Genomic DNA, 18,008 nt, shown 5'->3' with positions numbered 1-18,008 from the left:
AGCGGCGCCCCGTTCAGGCGGCCGCGCCCTTGCGGGCGCGAATATGCAGGAACAGCGGGACGATATGCGTATCGGCGAGATAGGGGATGGCCCGCGCCGTCTCGGCGTCGACATGCGGCTCGGCCATGTGCTCGATCGTGAGCCCGGCCACGACGATCATCGCCACCCATTCGCTCAGCGTGCGGTGGAAGCGCGGCACGCGGAAGGGCACGACGCTGGCCTTGACCTCGGCTGGCGCGGCGCCGAAGCGCCAGGTCTCGATCTCGCCGTCGATGCCGTCGAAATAGCGGCCGACCTCGATCGCACGGATTTGGCCGGCATCGTCGCGCAGAACCTTGCGATAGGGCGGCGCAAAGCAGGGATGCAGGATAGAAAACTGCAAAAAACCGCCGGGCTTCAGCACGCGCGCCGCTTCCGCCAGCGCCTTGTCCTGCCGCGGCATGTCCATCATCGACATGAAGGCTGTCGCGAAGTCGAACTTGGCGTCCGGGAAGGGCAGGGCGGTGCCGTCTCCGAACCGGTAGTCGATGCCGAGCGGCGCTGCGGCTTCCGCCTCCTGCGCATGGCGGATGAAGGTCGGGGCGATGTCGACGGCAACCATTCTCCCGCCGGCTTCGGCCAGCTTGCGCGTGTTCGAGCCCTCGCCGCAGCCGATATCGAGACCGTTCAGTCCCGTGATATCCGGCAGGTTCGCCAGGAAGACCGGCGTGTTCAGCGCGTCGCGATAAAGGTCGTAGCCGGCCCGCGCATGCCGGGTCCAGGTCTCGGCATTGGCCTCCCAGCAGGCGGCGACATCGGTGCTGTCCATGGTGCGGCTCCGTTGCGAGGGGAGCGGGGCTATAGAGCAGGGGGCCGGCTCTGGCCAGCGGCGATTCGCCGGGAATGCTCATGACCCCCATGCAACCATCGCTCTCCGGCCGCATCTGCCTCGTCGCGGGCGCCTCGCGCGGGCTCGGACGCGGCGTCGCCAAGGCTTTGGGCGATGCCGGCGCAACCGTCATCGTCACAGGCCGCTCCAGCGAGGCGGGTCCCCGCACCGACCAGCGCCTGGAGACCTTCGAGGATGCCGCCCGCGAGGTCGAGGCGGCCGGCGGCAAGGGCTATCCGTATCGCTGCGACCATACCAGCGAGCGCGAGGTCGACGGGCTCGTGGCCTGGTCGTTACGCCGTTTCGGCCGGCTCGACTGCGTCGTCGATGCGGTCTGGGGCGGCAATGAAGGCTATGATGGCGAGCGCTATCCCGATGGCTCCGGCTTCGGCACGCCGTTCTGGCGCCGTCCCGTCGCAAGGCTGGGCGAGAGCTTCGAAAGCGGCGTCTATGCCCAGCTTTTGCTGGCGCGAGCGGTGGCGCCGGCCATGGTGCAGGCGCGCTCAGGGCTCATCGTCACGCTGAGCTTCGACATGGCCGGGGGCTATCTTGGCGATGTCTTCTATGACCTCGCCAAGGCGGCGATGAACCGCTTGAGCTTCGCGATGGCTGAAGAGCTGAAGCCCTTCGGCGTCACCGCGCTCGGCCTGTCGCCGGGCCATGTTCTGACCGAGCGCGTCCGCGATGCGGGTCTCGGCGCCGAGACCACCGAGACGCCGCTTTATGCCGGCCGTGCCGTCGCGGCATTGGCTGGTGATCCCGACGTCGCACGCCATGCCGGCCGGATGCTGCATGTGGCCGATCTCGCGCGCGCCTATGGCTTTACCGACCGGGACGGTTCGCAGCCGGCCCGTTACGTCATCAGCAACGAACAGGGAGGCGGGGATGTCGCTCAAGGGTAAGACGCTTTTCATCACCGGCGGCTCGCGCGGCATCGGTCTCGCCATCGCGCTCAGGGCAGCGAAGGACGGCGCCAACGTCACCATTGCCGCTAAGACCGCCGAGCCGCATCCCAAGCTTCCGGGCACGATCTACACCTCGGCCGCCGAGATCGAGGCGGCCGGCGGCAAGTGCCTCCCGCTGATGGTCGATGTCCGCGACGAGCAGAGCGTGGCCGAGGCCATCGCGAAGACCGCCCAGACCTTCGGCGGCATCGACATCGTCGTGAACAACGCCAGCGCGATTTCGCTGACCAATACCGAGATGACCGACATGAAGCGCTACGATCTGATGAACCAGATCAATACGCGCGGCACCTTCATGGTCTCCAAATACGCCATTCCGCATCTGGAGAAGGCGGAGAATCCGCATATCCTGATGCTTTCGCCGCCGCTCGACATGAAGACGCAGTGGTTCGCGCCGCATCTGGCTTATTCCATCGCCAAATACGGCATGAGCCTGTGCGTGCTGGGGCTTGCCGGCGAGCTGGCGCGCAAGGGCATTGCGGTCAACGCACTCTGGCCACGCACGACCATCGCGACCGCGGCCGTCCAGAACCTGCTCGGCGGCGACAAGATGGTCCAGGCGAGCCGCACGCCGGAAATCCTTGCCGACGCCGCCCATATGATCTTCTCGAAACCGTCCCGCGAGTTCTCCGGCAACTTCCTGATCGACGACAGCTTCATGGCCGGCGAGGGCGTCACCGACTTCACGCCCTATCGCGTCGATCCGTCGGTGCCGCTGATGCCGGATTTCTTCGTGCCGGCCGACAGCCTGCCGCCGCAGGGCGTGAAGGGCGGGGTTTGACAGCACGCAGTGCTCCGATCCGGGCCGTCATCGGTTTGACACGCGCCCCATATCGGAGTTCCTGCCGGTTTCCATCCCGACCGTGCAGCGAGATTCGCGCCCATGCTGACGATCCACGGCACATGCCCCGATTCGCGCGACAAGCTCCGCCCTGGCACGCTCGGTACGGAGGGTGCGTTTCCCGACGATATCGTCTGGATCGATCTGCTCAATCCGACGCCCGAGGAAGACAAGCGGGTCGAGCGGCATCTCGGCATCTCGATTCCGACGCGCGAGGAAATGCACGACCTCGAGCCGTCCGAGATCATCTATACCGAGAACGGCGCGCGCTACATGACGGCACGGGTGATCTGCCAGTCAGACACCATCGTGCCGGTGCTGGCGGACGTCACCTTCATCCTGACCGACAAGGCGCTGGTGACCGTGCGCTATGACGAGCCGGGCGCCTTCACCATCTTCCTCAACCGCGCGACCAAGCCCGGCGGCTGCGGCCAGCAGCCGGAAGCGGTGCTGGACGGGCTGATCGAGGCCATCGTCGACCGCGCCGCCGAGGTGCTGCGCGGTGTCGGCGACAAGATCGACATCGCCTCGCGCCGCGTCTTCGCCGGGCGCGGCCAGGATGTCGAGCGCGGCGGTGTCTATCAGCTCGTGATCCAGAAGATCGGCCAGTACGAGCACATCATCTCCAACGTCCGCGAGAGCATGGTCTCGGTCGAGCGGGTGCTGCTCTTCCTTTCGGCCAACTACACGCGCCCGAAAAAGGCGCAGACCGGCTTCTCGGCCGAATGGCGTTCCGCGGTCCGCGATGTGCAGGCGATCGAGGAGCACGCCGCCTTCCTGTCGAACAAGCTGCAATTCATGATGGACGCCACGCTCGGCCTCGTCTCGATCGAGCAGAACAAGATCATCAAGCTCTTCTCCGTCGTCTCCGTCGCGCTGATGCCGCCGACGCTGATCGCCTCGATCTACGGCATGAACTTCAAGACGATGCCGGAGTTGGAATGGCAGTGGGGTTATCCGCTGGCGATCGGACTGATGATCCTGTTCGCGGTGCTGCCCTATCTGTTCTTCCGCTGGAAGAAGTGGCTGTGAGATGAGAAGCGTGCGCGACACGTTGAAGACCGGATGACCCAGCCGCAGATTCTCTCCGTTCTTGTCGTCGCCGGCATGATGGCGGCGTTTCTATGGGGACGGCTGCGTTACGACATCGTCGCGATGCTGGCGCTGCTCGTCGCCGTCGCGCTCGGGCTGGTGCCGGCGGCCGATGCCTTCAAGGGCTTTTCCGACGACATCGTCATCATCGTCGGCAGCGCGCTTGTGCTGAGCGCTGCGGTCGCGCGCTCACGCATCATCGAGCGGCTGTTCTCGAAGCTGGGCACGGGCCTGACCTCGACGCAGCTGCAGGTGCCTCTGCTCGTTTTCGTCGTCGCGGTGATGTCGGCGATCATCAAGAATATCGGCGCGCTCGCGATGATGCTGCCGATCGCCTATCAGCTCGCACGCAAGAGCGGGAAATCGCCCTCGGTCTTCCTGATGCCCATGGCCTTCGCCTCGCTGCTCGGCGGCATCGTCACGCTGGTCGGCACCTCGCCCAACGTCATCGTCGCGCGCGTCCGGCAGGAACTCGGCGGCGAGCCGTTCCGCATGTTCGATTTCGCACCCGTAGGCATCGTGGTGGCGCTGGCGGGCTGCCTCTTCCTCAGCGTCGGCTACCGCCTGCTGCCGCGCGACCGTCGCGGCGCCGTCTCGCTCGACCAGGCGATCGACATCAAGGACTATCTGACCGAGGCCAAGCTCCGCGAGAAATCTCCGCTCGCCGGCAAGACGGTTGCCGATCTCAAGGCGATCGGCGGCGAGGCCATCGAGATCGTCTCGATCCTGCGCAACGAGCGCCGCGTCCAGGCGCCTCTTCCGGATGCTTCGTTGAAGACTGGCGACATCCTGCTGTTGCGCGGCGACGCCGCCGTGCTGGAGCGGGTCGTCGCCGAAGGCGGGCTCGATCTCACCGGCAAGGACCGGCCGACGCAAAAGGAGGATGCGCTCGACCCCGACCGCATCGCCGAAGCCATCATCGGCCCGGATTCGACGCTGATCGGCCAGTCGGCCGGCGACATCGCATTGCACAGCCGCTTCGGCGTCAACATGATCGCGATCAGCCGCTCGGGCGAGCGCTTCAGCCAGCGGCTGCGCGATATCCGCCTGCGGGCCGGCGACATCGTCGTGATCCAGGGCGACGAAAAGCTGCTGCCGGAGAAGCTGTCTGAGCTCAGCCTGCTGCCGCTCGCCGACCGGCTGGTGCCGCTGGGCTCGACGCGCCGCGTCGTCCTGACCGTGACGATCGTGCTGACGGCCATCATCGCGCTGGCCGCGGGGCTGGCTCCGGTGCCGCTCGTCTTCTTCGCAGCCGCCGTGCTCCTGATCGCCTGCCGTTGCGTGCCCCTGCGCGAGGCCTATCACAGCATCGATGCGCCGATCCTGCTGATGCTGGCCGCGCTGATCCCGGTCTCCGACTCTCTGCGGACGACCGGGGCCACCGATCTCTTCGCCTCGTGGCTGGCGATGATCGGCGGCGGATTGCCCGGCTGGGCATCCGTCGCGCTGATCCTGGTGGCGGCGATGGCGGTGACGCCGTTCCTCAACAATGCCGCGACGGTGCTGGTCATGGCGCCGATTGGCGCCGGTTTCGCGAAAAACCTCGGCTACAATCCCGATGCCTTCCTGATGGCCGTCGCAATCGGCGCGGCCTGTGACTTTCTCACGCCCATCGGGCACCAGTGCAACACGCTGGTAATGGGGCCGGGCGGCTATCGTTTCAGCGACTATGCCAGGCTGGGCGCACCGCTCTCGCTGCTGGTCATCCTGCTCGCCGTGCCGATGATCCTGCTGGTCTGGCCGCTGCGCTAGCTAAAGCCATCCGTTCTGCTTGAAACGCCAGTACAGGATCGAGCAGGTGCACACGATCACGCCGATGACCGCGAAATAGCCGTACTGCATCTCCAGTTCCGGCATGTTCTTGAAGTTCATGCCGTAGATGCCGGCCAACGCGGTCGGCACCGCCAGGATCGCGGCCCAGGAGGCCAGGCGCTTGGTGATCAGGCTTTCCTGGCTCTGCCCGACCAGCAGGCTCGCCTCGAAGGCGAAGGCCAGCACTTCGCGCAGGCTGTCGATCTTCTCCTGCACGGTGCGGACATGGTCGGTCACGTCGCGGAACATCGGCGCGAGCGTCGGCCGGACCTGCGGGACGGTGCCGTTCATCAGGCGCTGGCAGACATCGACCAGCGGCGCCACCGCATTGCGCAGGCGCAACAGGTCGCGGCGCAGCATGTAGAGCCGCTCGATATCGGAGCGCGCCATCGGCTTGGCCAGGACCTTGTCCTCGATCTCCTCGACCTCGTCATGGATCGCTTCCAGCACCGGCATGTAGTTGTCGACGATGAAATCGAGGATCGCATAGAGGATGAAATCCTCGCCCTTCGCCAGCGAGGTCGGGCAGGTCTCCCAATGCTGCCTGACCGACTTGTACGAGGTCGAGGCGCCGTGCCGGACGCTGACGATATAGCCGCGGCCGACGAAGATATGCGTCTCGCCGAAGGCGATGCGCCCGTCGGTCAACTGTGCCGTGCGGGCGACCACGAAGAGCGCGTCGCCATATTGCTCCAGCTTGGGCCGCTGATGCGCATTGGTGGCGTCCTCGACCGCGAGCGGGTGCAGGTTGAACTGCTGCTGCACGCAGCGCAGCAGTGCAGGTTCCGGTTCGAGCAAGCCGATCCAGACGACATGGTCATCCTTGCGCGCCCATTCGCCGGCTTCGGTGACGGGGATGTCGGCGACGCGCACGCCATGGACATAGACGCCCGACGCGATGACGCCGTCCTGCGGCTGGTGATCCTGCTCGAGCGGAACAGCCGCAGGCGCCGTTTCCAGCGTGGCGGAGGAGGTAAACCGGACTTCCGAGACTGACATGCGACCACCTCGCCGATCGCTGGATCATCGGAGTGCAGGCTAGAACTGTTCGATCTCCGTGGAAATCACTTTTCCGACAAGCGAGAGCGCTGCTGCGCGGCAGTTTTGGTCCTGACGAGAACATCATTCGCGCGGCAGCCGGCCTTCTGCTTGGGATGGGTAGCGAAAGAGAATATTTTTATCGCACGGTGGTCAAAAAACAAAAATATCCGCTTTTGCGGAGGCTGGTTCCGGAGGTGTATAGGAACATTCATCTACGGCCAGGGGCCGAGCCAGAAGAGATCCTGTCATGACAACCGCAATTCCCCGGACCGGCACAGCCGGAGCCGGTTCGAAACCGTTCTACTCCAGCTTCGGCTTCCAGGTCCTGGCGGCCATGGTGATCGGCCTCGTGCTCGGCTGGGTCGCCCGCAACATGGGCCCGGTCGCGCCGGGCCAGCCGAACTGGCTCACCGTCACGCTTTCGACCACCGGCTCGATCTTCGTGCAGCTCCTGCAGGCGCTGGTGCCGCCCCTGATCTTCACCGCCATCGTCGCCTCGATCAGCAACCTCCGCCAGCTCTCGAACGCCGCCGCTTTGGTCTGGCAGACGTTGCTCTGGTTCGCGATCACGGCCTTCATCGCCGTGCTGATCGGCATCGCGCTCGGTCTCCTGATCCAGCCCGGCATCAACGCCGGCGTCGCAGCCGCCAGCGCCAAGGCGCCGGGCAATGTCGGCTCCTGGCTCGATTTCCTCAAAGGCCTCGTGCCCGCCAACATGTTCGGCCTGCAGGCGACGACGCGCGTCGAGGGTAGCGGCGCGACCACCCGTCTCGGCTTCAACGTGCTGCAATTGCTGGTGATCTCGATCGTCGTTGGCGTCGCCGCGCTGAAGGTCGGCGAGCGCGCCAACAGCTTCCTCGCGCTGAACGAGTCCTTTCTGGCGATCGTCCGCAAGGTCCTGTGGTGGGTGATCCGTTTGACGCCGATCGGCACCATCGGCCTGCTCGGCAATGCCGTCGCGCAATATGGCTGGCAGACGCTGGAGCAGCTCTCCTGGTACGCCTTCGCGATCTATCTCGGCCTCGCGATCGTGCTGCTCCTCGTCTATCCCGCGCTGCTGGTGCTGCACGGCCTGTCGCCGGCGCGCTTCTTCGCGGGCGCCTGGCCGGCGATCCAGCTCGCCTTCGTCTCGCGTTCCTCGATCGGCACCTTGCCGGTGACCGAGGCCGTGACCGAGAAGAGCCTCGGCGTGCCCCGCGAATACGCCGCCTTCGCCGTGCCGCTCGGTGCGACAACCAAGATGGACGGCTGCGCCGCGATCTACCCGGCGATCTCCGCGATCTTCGTGGCGCAGTTCTACGGCGTGCCGCTCGGCATCCAGGAATATGTGCTGATCGCCTTCGTCTCGGTGATCGGCTCGGCCGCGACGGCCGGCCTCACCGGCGCGACGGTGATGCTGACGCTGACGCTCTCGACGCTCGGCCTGCCGCTCGCCGGCGTCGGCCTGCTGCTCGCCATCGACCCGATCCTCGACATGGGCCGCACGGCGGTGAACGTCGCCGGCCAGGCACTCGTGCCGACGCTGGTCGCGAAGCGTCAGGGCTTGCTCGATCAGGCGCAGTACGACCGAGCCGGCGATATCGAGGCGATCGACGCGACGCCGCGCGCGGCGTGATCTCGAATGGCCTGGGGCGGCTGCCGCCTCAGGCCATGACCTTGCTGACGACCTGCTTCAGCGCCGAGCCGTCACGCTCCAGCCAGCCGGGAACCGGCAGGTTCTTCGAACGCAGGAACTCCGGGTTGAACAGCTTCGACTGGTAGCGCGTGCCGTAGTCGCAGAGCACCGTCACGATGGTATGACCCGGTCCCATCTGCTTCGCGAGCCGGATGGCCCCCGCGACATTGATGCCGGACGAGCCGCCGAGGCAGAGCCCCTCATGCTCCAGCAGGTCGAAGACGATCTGTACCGCTTCCGCATCCGGGACCTGGAAGGCGATATCGACGGGCGCGTCCACAAGATTGGCGGTGATCCGCCCCTGGCCGATGCCCTCTGTGATCGAGGAGCCTTCGGCCTTGAGCACGCCCGCCGTGTAGTAGGAATAGAGCGCCGCGCCCATCGGATCGGCGAGCCCGATCGTCACCATTGGATTGCGCACCTTCAGCGCGATGCCGACGCCGGCGAGCGTTCCGCCCGAGCCGACCGCACAGATGAAGCCGTCGACCTTGCCCGCCGTCTGCTCCCAGATTTCCGGGCCGGTCGTGTCGATATGGCCCTGCCGGTTCGCGACATTGTCGAACTGGTTGGCCCAGACTGCTCCGTTCGGCTCGGTCTTCGCCAGTGCCTCGGCGAGGCGGCCCGAGACCTTCACGTAGTTGTTCGGATTGGCGTAAGGCGCCGCCGGCACCTCGACCAGCGTCGCGCCGGCCAGCCGCAGCATGTCCTTCTTTTCCTGCGACTGCGTCTCCGGGATGACGATGACCGAGCGATAGCCCAGCGCGTTGCCGACGAGCGCGATGCCGATGCCGGTATTGCCGGCCGTGCCCTCGACGATGACGCCGCCGGGCTTCAATTGTCCCCTCGCCTCGGCGTCGCGGATGATCGCGAGCGCGGCGCGGTCCTTCACCGACTGGCCGGGATTCATGAACTCGGCCTTGCCGAGGATGGTGCAGCCGGTTTCCGCCGAGGCGCGCTCGAGCTTGATGAGCGGGGTGTTGCCGATGGCTTCGATGACGCCGTCTTTAATGGCGCTGCTTGCGCGGATGGTCATGGCCGGATTTCCCAATTCGTCCCTGACCTGATAGGCGAAAGCCTTGCTTAGGTCATCAGTGAGCGGGCTCTGCGCCCCGAGTTCGGAACAATGTCAGTCGCCAAGCCGCAGGTCGGAGAAAATTCTTCTCCGAAGCTCGCCATGAATGAAATCCTGACCGTCGATCGCCTCGGCCAGCGCGGCGATGGCATCGTGCAGGCCGCCTCCGGCAGCATCTTTATTCCCTATGCATTGCCGGGCGAGACCGTGCGTGCCGTGGTCGATGGCGAGCGCGGCCAGCTCGTCGAGATCATCGCGCCGTCCGAATCCCGCATCGCTGCGATCTGCCCGCTCTTCACCCGCTGCGGCGGCTGCGCCGCCCAGCACATGGCGCCCGGCCTCTATCGCGAATGGAAGCGCCAGCAGGTCGTCACCGCCCTCAGCCGCGCCGGCATCGAGGCGCCGGTCGGCGACCTCGTCGATGCCCATGGCGCTGGCCGTCGCCGCGTCACCTTCCATGCTCGCCGGCAGGGCGAGACCATGGTCGTCGGCTTCATGGCGGCGCGCAGCCATGACCTGATTTCGGTCGAAGCCTGCCCGGTGCTGGCCTCGGGGCTCGATCGCGCGCCTGCCGTCGCCCTGATGCTGGCGAACCGCATGGGCGGTGCCAACAAGCCGCTCGATATCCAGGTCACCACCTCGGAAGCCGGGCTCGATGTCGATATCCGTGGCCACGGCCCGCTCGGTGACAAGCTCAGGCTCGCCCTGACGCAGCTCGCCGAACGGCTCGACCTTGCCAGGCTCTCCAACCATGGCGAGATCGTCGTCGAGCGCCGCCCGCCCTTGCAGCGCATGGGCAAGGCAGTTGTGGCCCCCGCACCGGGCGGCTTCCTGCAAGCGACGGCGACAGGCGAGGAGACGCTCGCCGGGCTCGTCATGGCGGCTCTGCCCAAGGGCAAGCGCGCGGCCGATCTCTTCGCCGGCTGTGGCCCGTTCAGCTTCCGCATCGCGGAGAAGATGCAGGTGCTCGCCATCGAAAGCGACAAGGCGGCGATGCTGGCGCTGGCCAAGGGTGCAGGGGCGACGCAAGGCCTGAAGCCGATCGCGACCGAGACGCGCGATCTCTTCCGCCGCCCGCTGCTGGAGCATGAGCTCAACGGCTTCGACGCCGTCGTGCTCGATCCGCCGCGGGCCGGCGCGGAGGCGCAGGCCAAGCGCTTGGCGGCGTCCAAGGTCAAGGACGTGATCTACGTCTCCTGCGATGCGGCGAGCTTCGCGCGCGACGCCGCGACCCTCGTTGCGGGCGGCTATGCGCTGGAGGCCGTGACGCCGGTCGACCAGTTCCGCTATTCCGCTCATGTCGAGCTCGTCGGCGTGTTCCGGCGAGGCAGGAAGGGCTAGGGCAGGGCTTCAGGATGAGCGCAATTCTCGATCGCATGGCCGGCATCGTCGGCGCGAAGAACGTCATCACCGATGCCGACGCGATGGTGCCCTATCTCAAGGAATGGCGCGATCTCTTCCGCGGCAAGGCGCAAGGCATCGTCCGCCCCGGCTCGACCGCCGAGGTCGCGGAGCTGGTGAAGCTCGCGGCCGAGACCGGCACGGTGCTGGTGCCGCAGGGCGGCAATACCGGCCTCGTCGGCGGCCAGATCCCGATCTCCGAGGGCAAGGAAGTCATTCTCTCGCTGCAGCGGCTCGACAAGGTCAGGGCCGTCGACACCGATGGCGATACGATGATCGTCGAGGCCGGCGTCACCCTGAAGCGCGCGCAGGATGCGGCCGAGGCGGCCGGCCGGCTGTTCCCGCTCTCGCTCGCCTCGGAAGGGTCCTGCACCATCGGCGGCAATCTCTCGACCAATGCCGGGGGCACCGCCGTGCTGGCCTATGGCAATGCCCGCGAACTCTGCATGGGGCTGGAGGTCGTGCTGCCGGACGGGCGCATCTGGAATGGGCTGCGCCAGCTCCGCAAGGACAACACCGGCTACGACCTGAAGAACCTCTTCATCGGCGCCGAAGGCACGCTCGGCATCATCACCGCGGCGGTGCTCAAGCTCTTCCCTGCGCCGGCTGCGCGCGCCACCGCCTTCCTCGCGGTGCCCGATCCGGCGGCTGCACTGGAGCTGCTGAACGCCGCCAAGGCTGGCGCCGGTGGCACGCTCACCACCTTCGAACTGATGCCGCGCATCGGCATGGATTTCGTTCTGCGCCATGCGTCCGGCACGCGCGATCCACTCTCCGAGCCGTCGCCCTGGTATGTGCTGATGGAGGTCTCGGCCCAGCAGGCCACGGGGCTCGACGAGCATGTGGAGACCTTCCTTGGCGAAGCGCTGGAGAAGGGCATCGTCACCGATGCGGCTTTGGCGGGTTCGCTGACCCAGCGCGCCGATTTCTGGAAGCTGCGCGAGATGCTCTCCGAGGTGCAGACCTATGAGGGTGGCTCGATCAAGCACGACGTCTCCGTGCCGATCCACGCGACGCCCGAGTTTCTGGCACGCGCCATCGCCACGGTGGAGGCGATGGTGCCGGGCTGCCGGCCGGTGCCCTTCGGCCATCTCGGCGACGGCAACATCCATTTCAACGTCAGCCAACCGGTCGGCGCGGACAAGGCCGGCTTCCTCGCCCGCTGGAGCGAGATGAACGAGGCGGTCCACGCCATCGTCGCCGAATTGCATGGCTCGATCTCGGCCGAGCACGGCATCGGCCGCCTGAAGCGCGACCTGCTGCCGGGCGTGAAGGACCCGGTCGAGCTCGATCTGATGCGGACGCTGAAGAAGACGCTCGATCCGAAGGGGATTCTGAATCCCGGAGCCGTGCTTCAGGCGTAGGGCACCGTCATTCTCGGGCGAAGCGAAGCTTCGACCCGAGAATCTCATGACGAGAAGGCACTCGTTTCCGAGATGCTCGGGTCAAGCCCGAGCATGACGGCTCTCGACTACGGCGTCGCGACATAGCCATCGCGGCGCGGATCGGCGGCGCCGGTGAACACGCCCGTCGCCGGATTGACCGCTACCGCCTGCATGCCGCCGCAGCGCATCGTCCAGCCGACATCGAAGGCGCGTGCCTCGTGCCCGCGCCTGACCAGCTCGGCGATCGTCTCCGGCGTGATCCGGTTCTCGATCTCGACGAGCCGCCCGTCCCAGAGACGTGCCCTTGGCGCCTCGATCGCCTCCTGCAGCGGCAGGCCGTAGACGAGATGCTGGACCATGGCCTGCGCCTGCGTCTGCATGATGCCGTAGCTGCCGGGCGTGCCGAGCGCGAGCACCGGCTTGCCGTCACGGGTCGAGAGCGAGGGCGACATGCACATCGGCAGTTCGTCGCCGGGCTTGGAGCGGTTCGGGCTGCCGGGCTGGACATCGGCCCAGTACAGGAAGTTGTTGAAGCATAGCCCCGTGCCGGGCACGACCACGCCGCTGCCGAAGGGGCTGCCAAGGCTCTGCGTGATGCAGATCAGATTGCCCTCGCTGTCGGCGACCGAGAGCGAGGTCGTGTGCGCCGGGTCTTCCTTATCCTGCGGCACCCATTGTTCGGTTGGCCCGGTCACCGGCTTGCCGTCGGTCAGGCGCTGGCGCAAACGCGCGACCGAGGCCTCCGACATGATCTCGGCGAGCTTCTCCGGTGAAGGATTGTTATGGGCGATGCGCTCGCCTGCGGCGAGGCGGATCGCGCGATAGACGAGGTCGAGATGATCCGCCCCGTCCCTCGGCTTGGACGCGAGATCGACCCCGTCGAGCAGCTTGAGCGTCAGCAGGAACTGGAAGCCTTCGCAGGGCGGCGGCGGCACATGCACCGACAGCCCCTTGAAGCTCACGGCCATCGGCTCGCGCCAGACCATCTTCACTGCGGCGAGATCAGCCATGGTCAGCGAGCCGCCGAGCGCCTGGAGATGGGCGATGACCTTCTCGCCGAGCGCGCCGCGATAGAAATGGTCCGGCCCCTTCTCCGCGATCTCGCTCAATGTCTTCGCCAGATCGGATTGCACGAGCACGGAGCCGAGATGCATCGCGCCGTTGGGCTGGTAGTTCTTCGACCAGGCCGGATAGAGCGCGGGAATCTTTTCCAGCAGCGGGTCGTTCTCCTCGAACTCCGCCGCGCCGAACTCGGCCAGCGCGAAGCCGTCCCGCGCCAGCGCGATCGCGGGTGCGAAGACCTCGGCCAGCGATTTGCGGCCATAGGTCTTCACCAGCTCGCACCAGCCGGCGAGATTGCCCGGCGAGGCGATGGCGAGCGCGCCGCGCTCCAGATCGGTGCGCTTGCTGAAGCGGTCGGCGGGGAAGCTCGCCGGAATCGGCGGCACGAAATCGAGCACGCGCACCCGCTTCTCGGCCGCGACCCACATCGTCGAGAGGCCCATGCCCGCAAGCCCCGACATGAAGGGCTCGACCACGTTCAGAGCAGCGGCGGTGGCGGCAGCGGCGTCGAAGGCGTTGCCGCCCTGCGCCAGCAATTTTGCGCCGGCCTGTGCCGCCAAGGGATGGGCCGCGGCAACCATGCCGTGGCGAGAGGTCATCGTGGGGCGGCGGCCGTGCATCTTCAATCTCCTCCTCGTCGTCTTCTGGCGACGATCAGAGCACGAATCCGGCGCTAGAACAGGCTGCCTTGCCCGTCATCTGCGGGAGGCCGGGTCGCTTTGCGCGCATGGCGCTTCGGTTCGTCGGGAACCTCCTCTTGCGGAAGCTCGGCCAGCGGCAACTGGATCTCGGCCGCGTCATTGGCGACCTTGTTGACGGCATTGCCGATGGCGACGGCCTCGAGCAGATCGTCGGGCGGCGGCTTCAGCAGGCGCCCGGTCTGCTCCTGTGTCGCCTGCGGATCGAGCCAGGCGTCGTGATCGCGGGGATCGAGGATGATCGGGCTGCGATGATGGATTGGAGCCATCGTGCCGTTGGCAGGTCCCGTCATCATCGCGACCGTGTCTATCTCGGACCCATCCGGCGAATGCCAGGTCTCCCACAGCCCGGCGAAGGCGAAGAGGCCGCGATCCGGCTTGCGGAACAGGAAGGCCTCGCTGCGGGCCTGCTTGCCGGTGCCGCTGCGCCGCCATTCGTAGAAGGCATCGGCCGGCAGCAGGCAGCGCCGCCGCGTCAGGGCGTTGCGGAAGGAGGGCTTCTCGGCGGCGCTCTCCATCCGGATATTGATGACGAGCGGGAAATCCTTGGGGTCCTTGACCCAGCCGGGAATGAAGCCCCAGCGCATCAGCAGGAATTGCCGTGCTCCGTCATGCAGCCGGACGATCGGCACGGGCTGCGTCGGCGCGATGTTGTAGCGCGGCGGGAAGTTCGGCTGCTCGCGATAGCCGAAGGTCTCGCGCATCGCCTCGGGGGGCAGGGTGATCGCATAGCGTCCGCACATGCCCGCTGTTTACGTCGAGACGAGCGTTCGGAATCAACACTTTATTTGCGGTTGGGCCAACATAGTCGCCCCGGTTTGGGGTAGCGGATGAGCGTCATCGCGACGGAGATGCTGGCTGGAACGGCGGCCGATCGGCTTGATGCCGGTGTCCATCCGCGTCTGTCGACCGACTTTCTCAACCGTTACAGCGAAGCGCTGATGCTGATCGAGATGGTCGCGATGGATGAGAGCATCCTCGCCGATCTCCAGGCCTGGCAGGCTGTCGGTTATCGCGAGCATTTCGCGACATCCGCACTGCGCTGTGCTGCTTCTGCGCTCGCCGCCTATGACGAGCTGAATCCGAACAGGGCCCGTGCCTTCGACGAGGCCTGCCGTGCGATGACGCGCCTGATTCGTACGGTCACCGCGCTGCTCACGGAAACGCCGCCTCCGCCGGAATTGCCGGCGATCATCGAGGTCGCTGGTGAAGCGCTGCGCCGACAGATCGCCCGCGCGACCCAATTCATCAACGCGAATGGCGCGATCGATATCGGGCTGTTCGAGGATACGGCCCTGCAAGCCGAGATCGACGCGCTGTTGGCGCGCTGATCAGGCTGGCCGACGCGCCCCGACCAAAAACTCGCGATTGCCGTCGCCGCCCTCGATCGGTGAGGGGATCGGCCCATCCACTGCAAAGCCAAGTGTCTTCAGCACCGCGACGATCTCCTCGCAGACCTGAAGCTGGATCGCCTCGTCGCGCACGATGCCCTTCTTGAGCGCGGCACGGCCGGCTTCGAATTGCGGCTTGATCAGCGCAGCGATGCCAGCCTCAGGGGAGAGCAGGGCAGCGACCGCCGGCAGGACGAGCTTGAGCGAGATGAAGCTGACATCGATCGCGGCGACGCTCGGCGGTTCGGGTAGCGCGCCCGCATCCAGCGTGCGGATATCCTGCCCCTCGAAGCTGGTGACGCGCGGATCGGCTCGCAGCGAGGCATGGAGCTGGTCGCGCCCGACATCGACGGCCACGACATGGCGTGCGCCGCGTTTCAGCAGCAGGTCGGTGAAGCCGCCGGTCGAGGAGCCGACATCGAGGCAGGTCAGGCCTTGCGGATCGAAGCCGAAGGCATCGAGCGCGCCGGCGAGCTTCAGCCCGCCGCGCGAGACGTAAGGATGCGGCGCCTGCGCGGTCAGCTCCGCATCGGCAGCTACCATCTCCGAGGCTTTGCGTACGGCTGCGCCATTGACGGTGACCAATCCTGCCGCGATCGCGGCCTGCGCACGCGCCCGGCTCTCGAAGAAGCCGCGCTCGACGAGCAACTGGTCGGCCCGGCTCTTCATGGCAGGGTCGTTAGGCCAGTTTCACGGCGCTGGGCCGGCCCAGCGCGGTTTCGACGGCCTTGACGATGCCGGCGGCATCGAGCCCGGCAGCGGCATACATCGCATCCGGCTTGTCATGGTCCTGGAAGACGTCGGGCAGCGTCAGGCTCCGGATCTTCAGGCCGGCATCGAGCGCGCCGTTCTGCGCCAGCAGATGCAGGACATGGCTGCCGAAGCCGCCGACCGAGCCTTCCTCGACCGTGACGAGGACCTCATGCTCGCGGGCGAGCTTCAGGATCAGGGCCTCGTCGAGCGGCTTGGCGAAGCGGGCATCGGCGACCGTCGTCGACAGGCCGCGCTGCGCCAGCAATTCCGCTGCCTTGAGACTTTCACCGAGGCGCGTTCCAAGCGAGAGCAAGGCGATTCGCGTGCCCTCGCGGACGATGCGGCCCTTGCCGATCGGGAGGGGCACGCCGACATCCGGGATCTCGACGCCGACGCCTTCGCCGCGCGGGTAGCGCAGCGCGATCGGCCCGTCGTCATAAGCCGTGGCGGTCGCGACCATATGGGTCAGCTCGGCCTCGTCCGCGGCCGCCATCACCACCATGTCCGGCAGGCAGGCGAGATAGGCGATATCGAAGGAGCCGGCATGGGTCGCGCCATCCGCGCCGACGAGCCCGGCCCGGTCCAGCGCGAAGCGCACCGGCAGCTTCTGGATCGCCACGTCGTGGACGATCTGGTCGTAGGCCCGCTGCATGAAGGTCGAGTAGATCGCCACAAACGGCTTGTAGCCTTCAGTGGCGAGGCCGGCCGCGAAGGTCACGGCGTGCTGCTCGGCGATGCCGACATCGAAGGTGCGGCCCGGGAACTCCTTGCCGAAAGCGTCGAGCCCGGTGCCGGACGGCATCGCGGCGGTGACGGCGACGACCTTGTCGTCCTCGCGCGCCTGCTTGATCAGCGCGCTGGCGAAGACATTGGTGTAGCTCGGCGCGTTCGCCGGCGCCTTCGCCTGCTGCCCGGTGACCGGATCGAACTTGACCACGCCATGGTACTTGTCGGCGCTGGCCTCGGCCGGGGCATAGCCCTTGCCCTTCTGCGTCACGACATGGACGAGGATCGGCCCGCTCTCGGCGTCGCGGACATTGCGCAGCACCGGCAGCAGATGGTCGAGATTATGCCCGTCGATCGGCCCGACATAGTAGAAGCCGAGCTCCTCGAACATCGTCCCGCCGGTCCAGAAGCCGCGGGCATATTCCTCGGTGCGCTTGGCCTTGTCGTGGAAGAAGCGTGGTAGCTTCTCGGCGAGTTGCTTGGCGACCTCGCGGATCGAGCGATAGGTCCGCCCCGAGACGAGCCGCGCCAGATAGGCCGACATCGCGCCAACCGGCGGGGCGATCGACATGTCGTTGTCGTTGAGGATGACGATCAGCCGCGAGCCGAGCGCACCGGCATTGTTCATCGCTTCATAGGCCATGCCGGCCGACATCGCGCCGTCGCCGATCACGGCGATGACATTGTTCTTGCCACCCGCAAGATCGCGCCCGACAGCCATGCCGAGCCCGGCCGAGATCGAGGTCGAGGAATGGGCGGCGCCGAAGGGGTCGTAGGCACTCTCCGTGCGCTTGGTGAAGCCGGAGAGCCCGCCCGGCTGGCGCAGCGTGCGGATGCGCTCGCGCCGCCCTGTCAGGATCTTGTGCGGATAGGCCTGATGGCCGACATCCCAGATCAGCCGGTCGCGCGGCGTATCGAAGACATGATGCAGCGCGACGGTCAGCTCGACCACGCCGAGCCCGGCGCCGAGATGGCCGCCGGTGACCGAGACGGCATCGATCGTCTCGAGCCTGAGCTCGTCGGCGAGCGCGTGCAGCTTCGCGTCGTCGAGGGCGCGCAGATCGGCGGGCTCGTGGATCGTGTCGAGGAGCGGCGTGGCGGGACGGGGCACGAGGCTGTCTGATCCTTCACTGGGGCGCTCCCGAAATAGAGCCTGCGCGGCGCGCTGGCAAACCGTGCTTGCGTTTCCGCGTCGACCGACGGCGGTGCCCCGCCTTGCCACGAAA

At 66.8% G+C, this 18,008-nt stretch carries 15 protein-coding genes; 8 read left to right on the top strand and 7 right to left on the bottom strand.

Annotated features, from left to right (window positions below; translation table 11 throughout):
* Positions 1–13 precede the first annotated feature (13 nt).
* The gene (locus BLQ70_RS03535) at positions 14–808 is read right to left on the bottom strand and encodes a class I SAM-dependent methyltransferase (protein WP_091855821.1); all 795 of its coding nucleotides are present in this window, start codon (positions 806–808) and stop codon (positions 14–16) included.
* An 89-nt stretch (positions 809–897) separates the two neighbouring features.
* Here BLQ70_RS03535 and BLQ70_RS03530 point away from each other — a divergent pair, with 89 nt between their 5' ends.
* The 4 genes from BLQ70_RS03530 to BLQ70_RS03515 all read left to right on the top strand — a co-directional run bounded on the left by BLQ70_RS03530 (position 898) and on the right by BLQ70_RS03515 (position 5,518).
* Positions 898–1,770: an SDR family NAD(P)-dependent oxidoreductase gene (locus BLQ70_RS03530; RefSeq protein ID WP_091856162.1), complete on the top strand. Its 873-nt coding sequence runs from the start codon at positions 898–900 to the stop codon at positions 1,768–1,770.
* The gene (locus tag BLQ70_RS03525) at positions 1,754–2,614 is read left to right on the top strand and encodes an SDR family oxidoreductase (RefSeq protein ID WP_091855820.1); all 861 of its coding nucleotides are present in this window, start codon (positions 1,754–1,756) and stop codon (positions 2,612–2,614) included. The genes BLQ70_RS03530 and BLQ70_RS03525 overlap by 17 nt, the downstream gene beginning before the upstream one ends.
* Before the next feature lie 102 nt (positions 2,615–2,716).
* Positions 2,717–3,706, top strand: a complete 990-nt coding sequence (locus tag BLQ70_RS03520) for a magnesium transporter CorA family protein (protein ID WP_061964667.1) — start codon at positions 2,717–2,719, stop codon at positions 3,704–3,706.
* Between the two features lie 33 nt (positions 3,707–3,739).
* Positions 3,740–5,518, top strand: a complete 1,779-nt coding sequence (locus BLQ70_RS03515) for an SLC13 family permease (protein ID WP_091855819.1) — start codon at positions 3,740–3,742, stop codon at positions 5,516–5,518.
* Here BLQ70_RS03515 and BLQ70_RS03510 read toward each other — a convergent pair whose 3' ends face one another.
* The gene (locus BLQ70_RS03510) at positions 5,519–6,577 is read right to left on the bottom strand and encodes a magnesium and cobalt transport protein CorA (protein ID WP_091855818.1); all 1,059 of its coding nucleotides are present in this window, start codon (positions 6,575–6,577) and stop codon (positions 5,519–5,521) included. It abuts the gene before it with no gap.
* 289 nt (positions 6,578–6,866) lie between these two features.
* Between BLQ70_RS03510 and BLQ70_RS03505 the strand changes: the two genes are divergently transcribed.
* Entirely contained in the window at positions 6,867–8,234 is a 1,368-nt protein-coding gene (locus BLQ70_RS03505; RefSeq protein ID WP_091855817.1) for a dicarboxylate/amino acid:cation symporter, read from the top strand.
* A gap of 28 nt (positions 8,235–8,262) precedes the next feature.
* On the opposite strand, the gene BLQ70_RS03500 is transcribed toward BLQ70_RS03505, so the two are convergent.
* A complete protein-coding gene (locus BLQ70_RS03500; protein WP_091855816.1) occupies positions 8,263–9,327 on the bottom strand; it encodes a cysteine synthase A in 1,065 nt (354 codons plus the stop codon).
* A gap of 141 nt (positions 9,328–9,468) precedes the next feature.
* Here BLQ70_RS03500 and BLQ70_RS03495 point away from each other — a divergent pair, with 141 nt between their 5' ends.
* Together BLQ70_RS03495 and BLQ70_RS03490 are read left to right on the top strand one after the other, a co-directional pair.
* A complete protein-coding gene (locus BLQ70_RS03495; protein WP_091856161.1) occupies positions 9,469–10,707 on the top strand; it encodes a class I SAM-dependent RNA methyltransferase in 1,239 nt (412 codons plus the stop codon).
* A gap of 14 nt (positions 10,708–10,721) precedes the next feature.
* Positions 10,722–12,131, top strand: a complete 1,410-nt coding sequence (locus BLQ70_RS03490) for an FAD-binding oxidoreductase (protein WP_091855815.1) — start codon at positions 10,722–10,724, stop codon at positions 12,129–12,131.
* Between the two features lie 107 nt (positions 12,132–12,238).
* Here the strand turns inward: BLQ70_RS03490 and BLQ70_RS03485 are convergent, their stop codons facing one another.
* Together BLQ70_RS03485 and BLQ70_RS03480 are read right to left on the bottom strand one after the other, a co-directional pair.
* On the bottom strand, positions 12,239–13,834 hold the full coding sequence (locus tag BLQ70_RS03485) for a gamma-glutamyltransferase family protein (protein WP_091855814.1): 1,596 nt from the start codon (positions 13,832–13,834) through the stop codon (positions 12,239–12,241).
* Between the two features lie 53 nt (positions 13,835–13,887).
* A complete protein-coding gene (locus tag BLQ70_RS03480; protein ID WP_091855813.1) occupies positions 13,888–14,655 on the bottom strand; it encodes an SOS response-associated peptidase in 768 nt (255 codons plus the stop codon).
* Positions 14,656–14,742: 87 nt separating this feature from the next.
* Here BLQ70_RS03480 and BLQ70_RS03475 point away from each other — a divergent pair, with 87 nt between their 5' ends.
* Complete coding sequence (locus BLQ70_RS03475) at positions 14,743–15,243, top strand: hypothetical protein (protein WP_091855812.1); 501 nt, start codon at positions 14,743–14,745, stop codon at positions 15,241–15,243.
* On the opposite strand, the gene BLQ70_RS03470 is transcribed toward BLQ70_RS03475, so the two are convergent.
* The gene (locus BLQ70_RS03470) at positions 15,244–15,972 is read right to left on the bottom strand and encodes a TlyA family RNA methyltransferase (protein ID WP_091855811.1); all 729 of its coding nucleotides are present in this window, start codon (positions 15,970–15,972) and stop codon (positions 15,244–15,246) included.
* A gap of 10 nt (positions 15,973–15,982) precedes the next feature.
* Entirely contained in the window at positions 15,983–17,893 is a 1,911-nt protein-coding gene (gene dxs / locus BLQ70_RS03465) for a 1-deoxy-D-xylulose-5-phosphate synthase (RefSeq protein WP_091855810.1), read from the bottom strand.
* Positions 17,894–18,008 lie beyond the last annotated feature (115 nt).

Origin of the sequence: Allobosea robiniae, assembly GCF_900102525.1 — a bacterium.
Classification (GTDB): Bacteria; Pseudomonadota; Alphaproteobacteria; order Rhizobiales; family Beijerinckiaceae; genus Allobosea; species Allobosea robiniae.
The sequence above is the reverse complement of the archived record's forward strand: the minus strand, read 5'-3'. Positions and strand labels throughout refer to the sequence as shown.

Excerpts from the sequence above, each read along its gene's own strand:
- BLQ70_RS03485 (WP_091855814.1), bottom strand. The coding sequence starts at position 13,834 with ATGCACGGCCGCCGCCCCACGATGACCTCTCGCCACGGCATGGTTGCC.
- BLQ70_RS03520 (WP_061964667.1), top strand. The coding sequence starts at position 2,717 with ATGCTGACGATCCACGGCACATGCCCCGATTCGCGCGACAAGCTCCGC.
- BLQ70_RS03510 (WP_091855818.1), bottom strand. The coding sequence starts at position 6,577 with ATGTCAGTCTCGGAAGTCCGGTTTACCTCCTCCGCCACGCTGGAAACG.
- BLQ70_RS03530 (WP_091856162.1), top strand. The coding sequence starts at position 898 with ATGCAACCATCGCTCTCCGGCCGCATCTGCCTCGTCGCGGGCGCCTCG.
- BLQ70_RS03515 (WP_091855819.1), top strand. The coding sequence starts at position 3,740 with ATGACCCAGCCGCAGATTCTCTCCGTTCTTGTCGTCGCCGGCATGATG.
- BLQ70_RS03495 (WP_091856161.1), top strand. The coding sequence starts at position 9,469 with ATGAATGAAATCCTGACCGTCGATCGCCTCGGCCAGCGCGGCGATGGC.
- BLQ70_RS03480 (WP_091855813.1), bottom strand. The coding sequence starts at position 14,655 with ATGTGCGGACGCTATGCGATCACCCTGCCCCCCGAGGCGATGCGCGAG.
- BLQ70_RS03505 (WP_091855817.1), top strand. The coding sequence starts at position 6,867 with ATGACAACCGCAATTCCCCGGACCGGCACAGCCGGAGCCGGTTCGAAA.
- BLQ70_RS03470 (WP_091855811.1), bottom strand. The coding sequence starts at position 15,972 with ATGAAGAGCCGGGCCGACCAGTTGCTCGTCGAGCGCGGCTTCTTCGAG.
- BLQ70_RS03490 (WP_091855815.1), top strand. The coding sequence starts at position 10,722 with ATGAGCGCAATTCTCGATCGCATGGCCGGCATCGTCGGCGCGAAGAAC.
- BLQ70_RS03535 (WP_091855821.1), bottom strand. The coding sequence starts at position 808 with ATGGACAGCACCGATGTCGCCGCCTGCTGGGAGGCCAATGCCGAGACC.
- BLQ70_RS03525 (WP_091855820.1), top strand. The coding sequence starts at position 1,754 with ATGTCGCTCAAGGGTAAGACGCTTTTCATCACCGGCGGCTCGCGCGGC.
- BLQ70_RS03500 (WP_091855816.1), bottom strand. The coding sequence starts at position 9,327 with ATGACCATCCGCGCAAGCAGCGCCATTAAAGACGGCGTCATCGAAGCC.
- BLQ70_RS03475 (WP_091855812.1), top strand. The coding sequence starts at position 14,743 with ATGAGCGTCATCGCGACGGAGATGCTGGCTGGAACGGCGGCCGATCGG.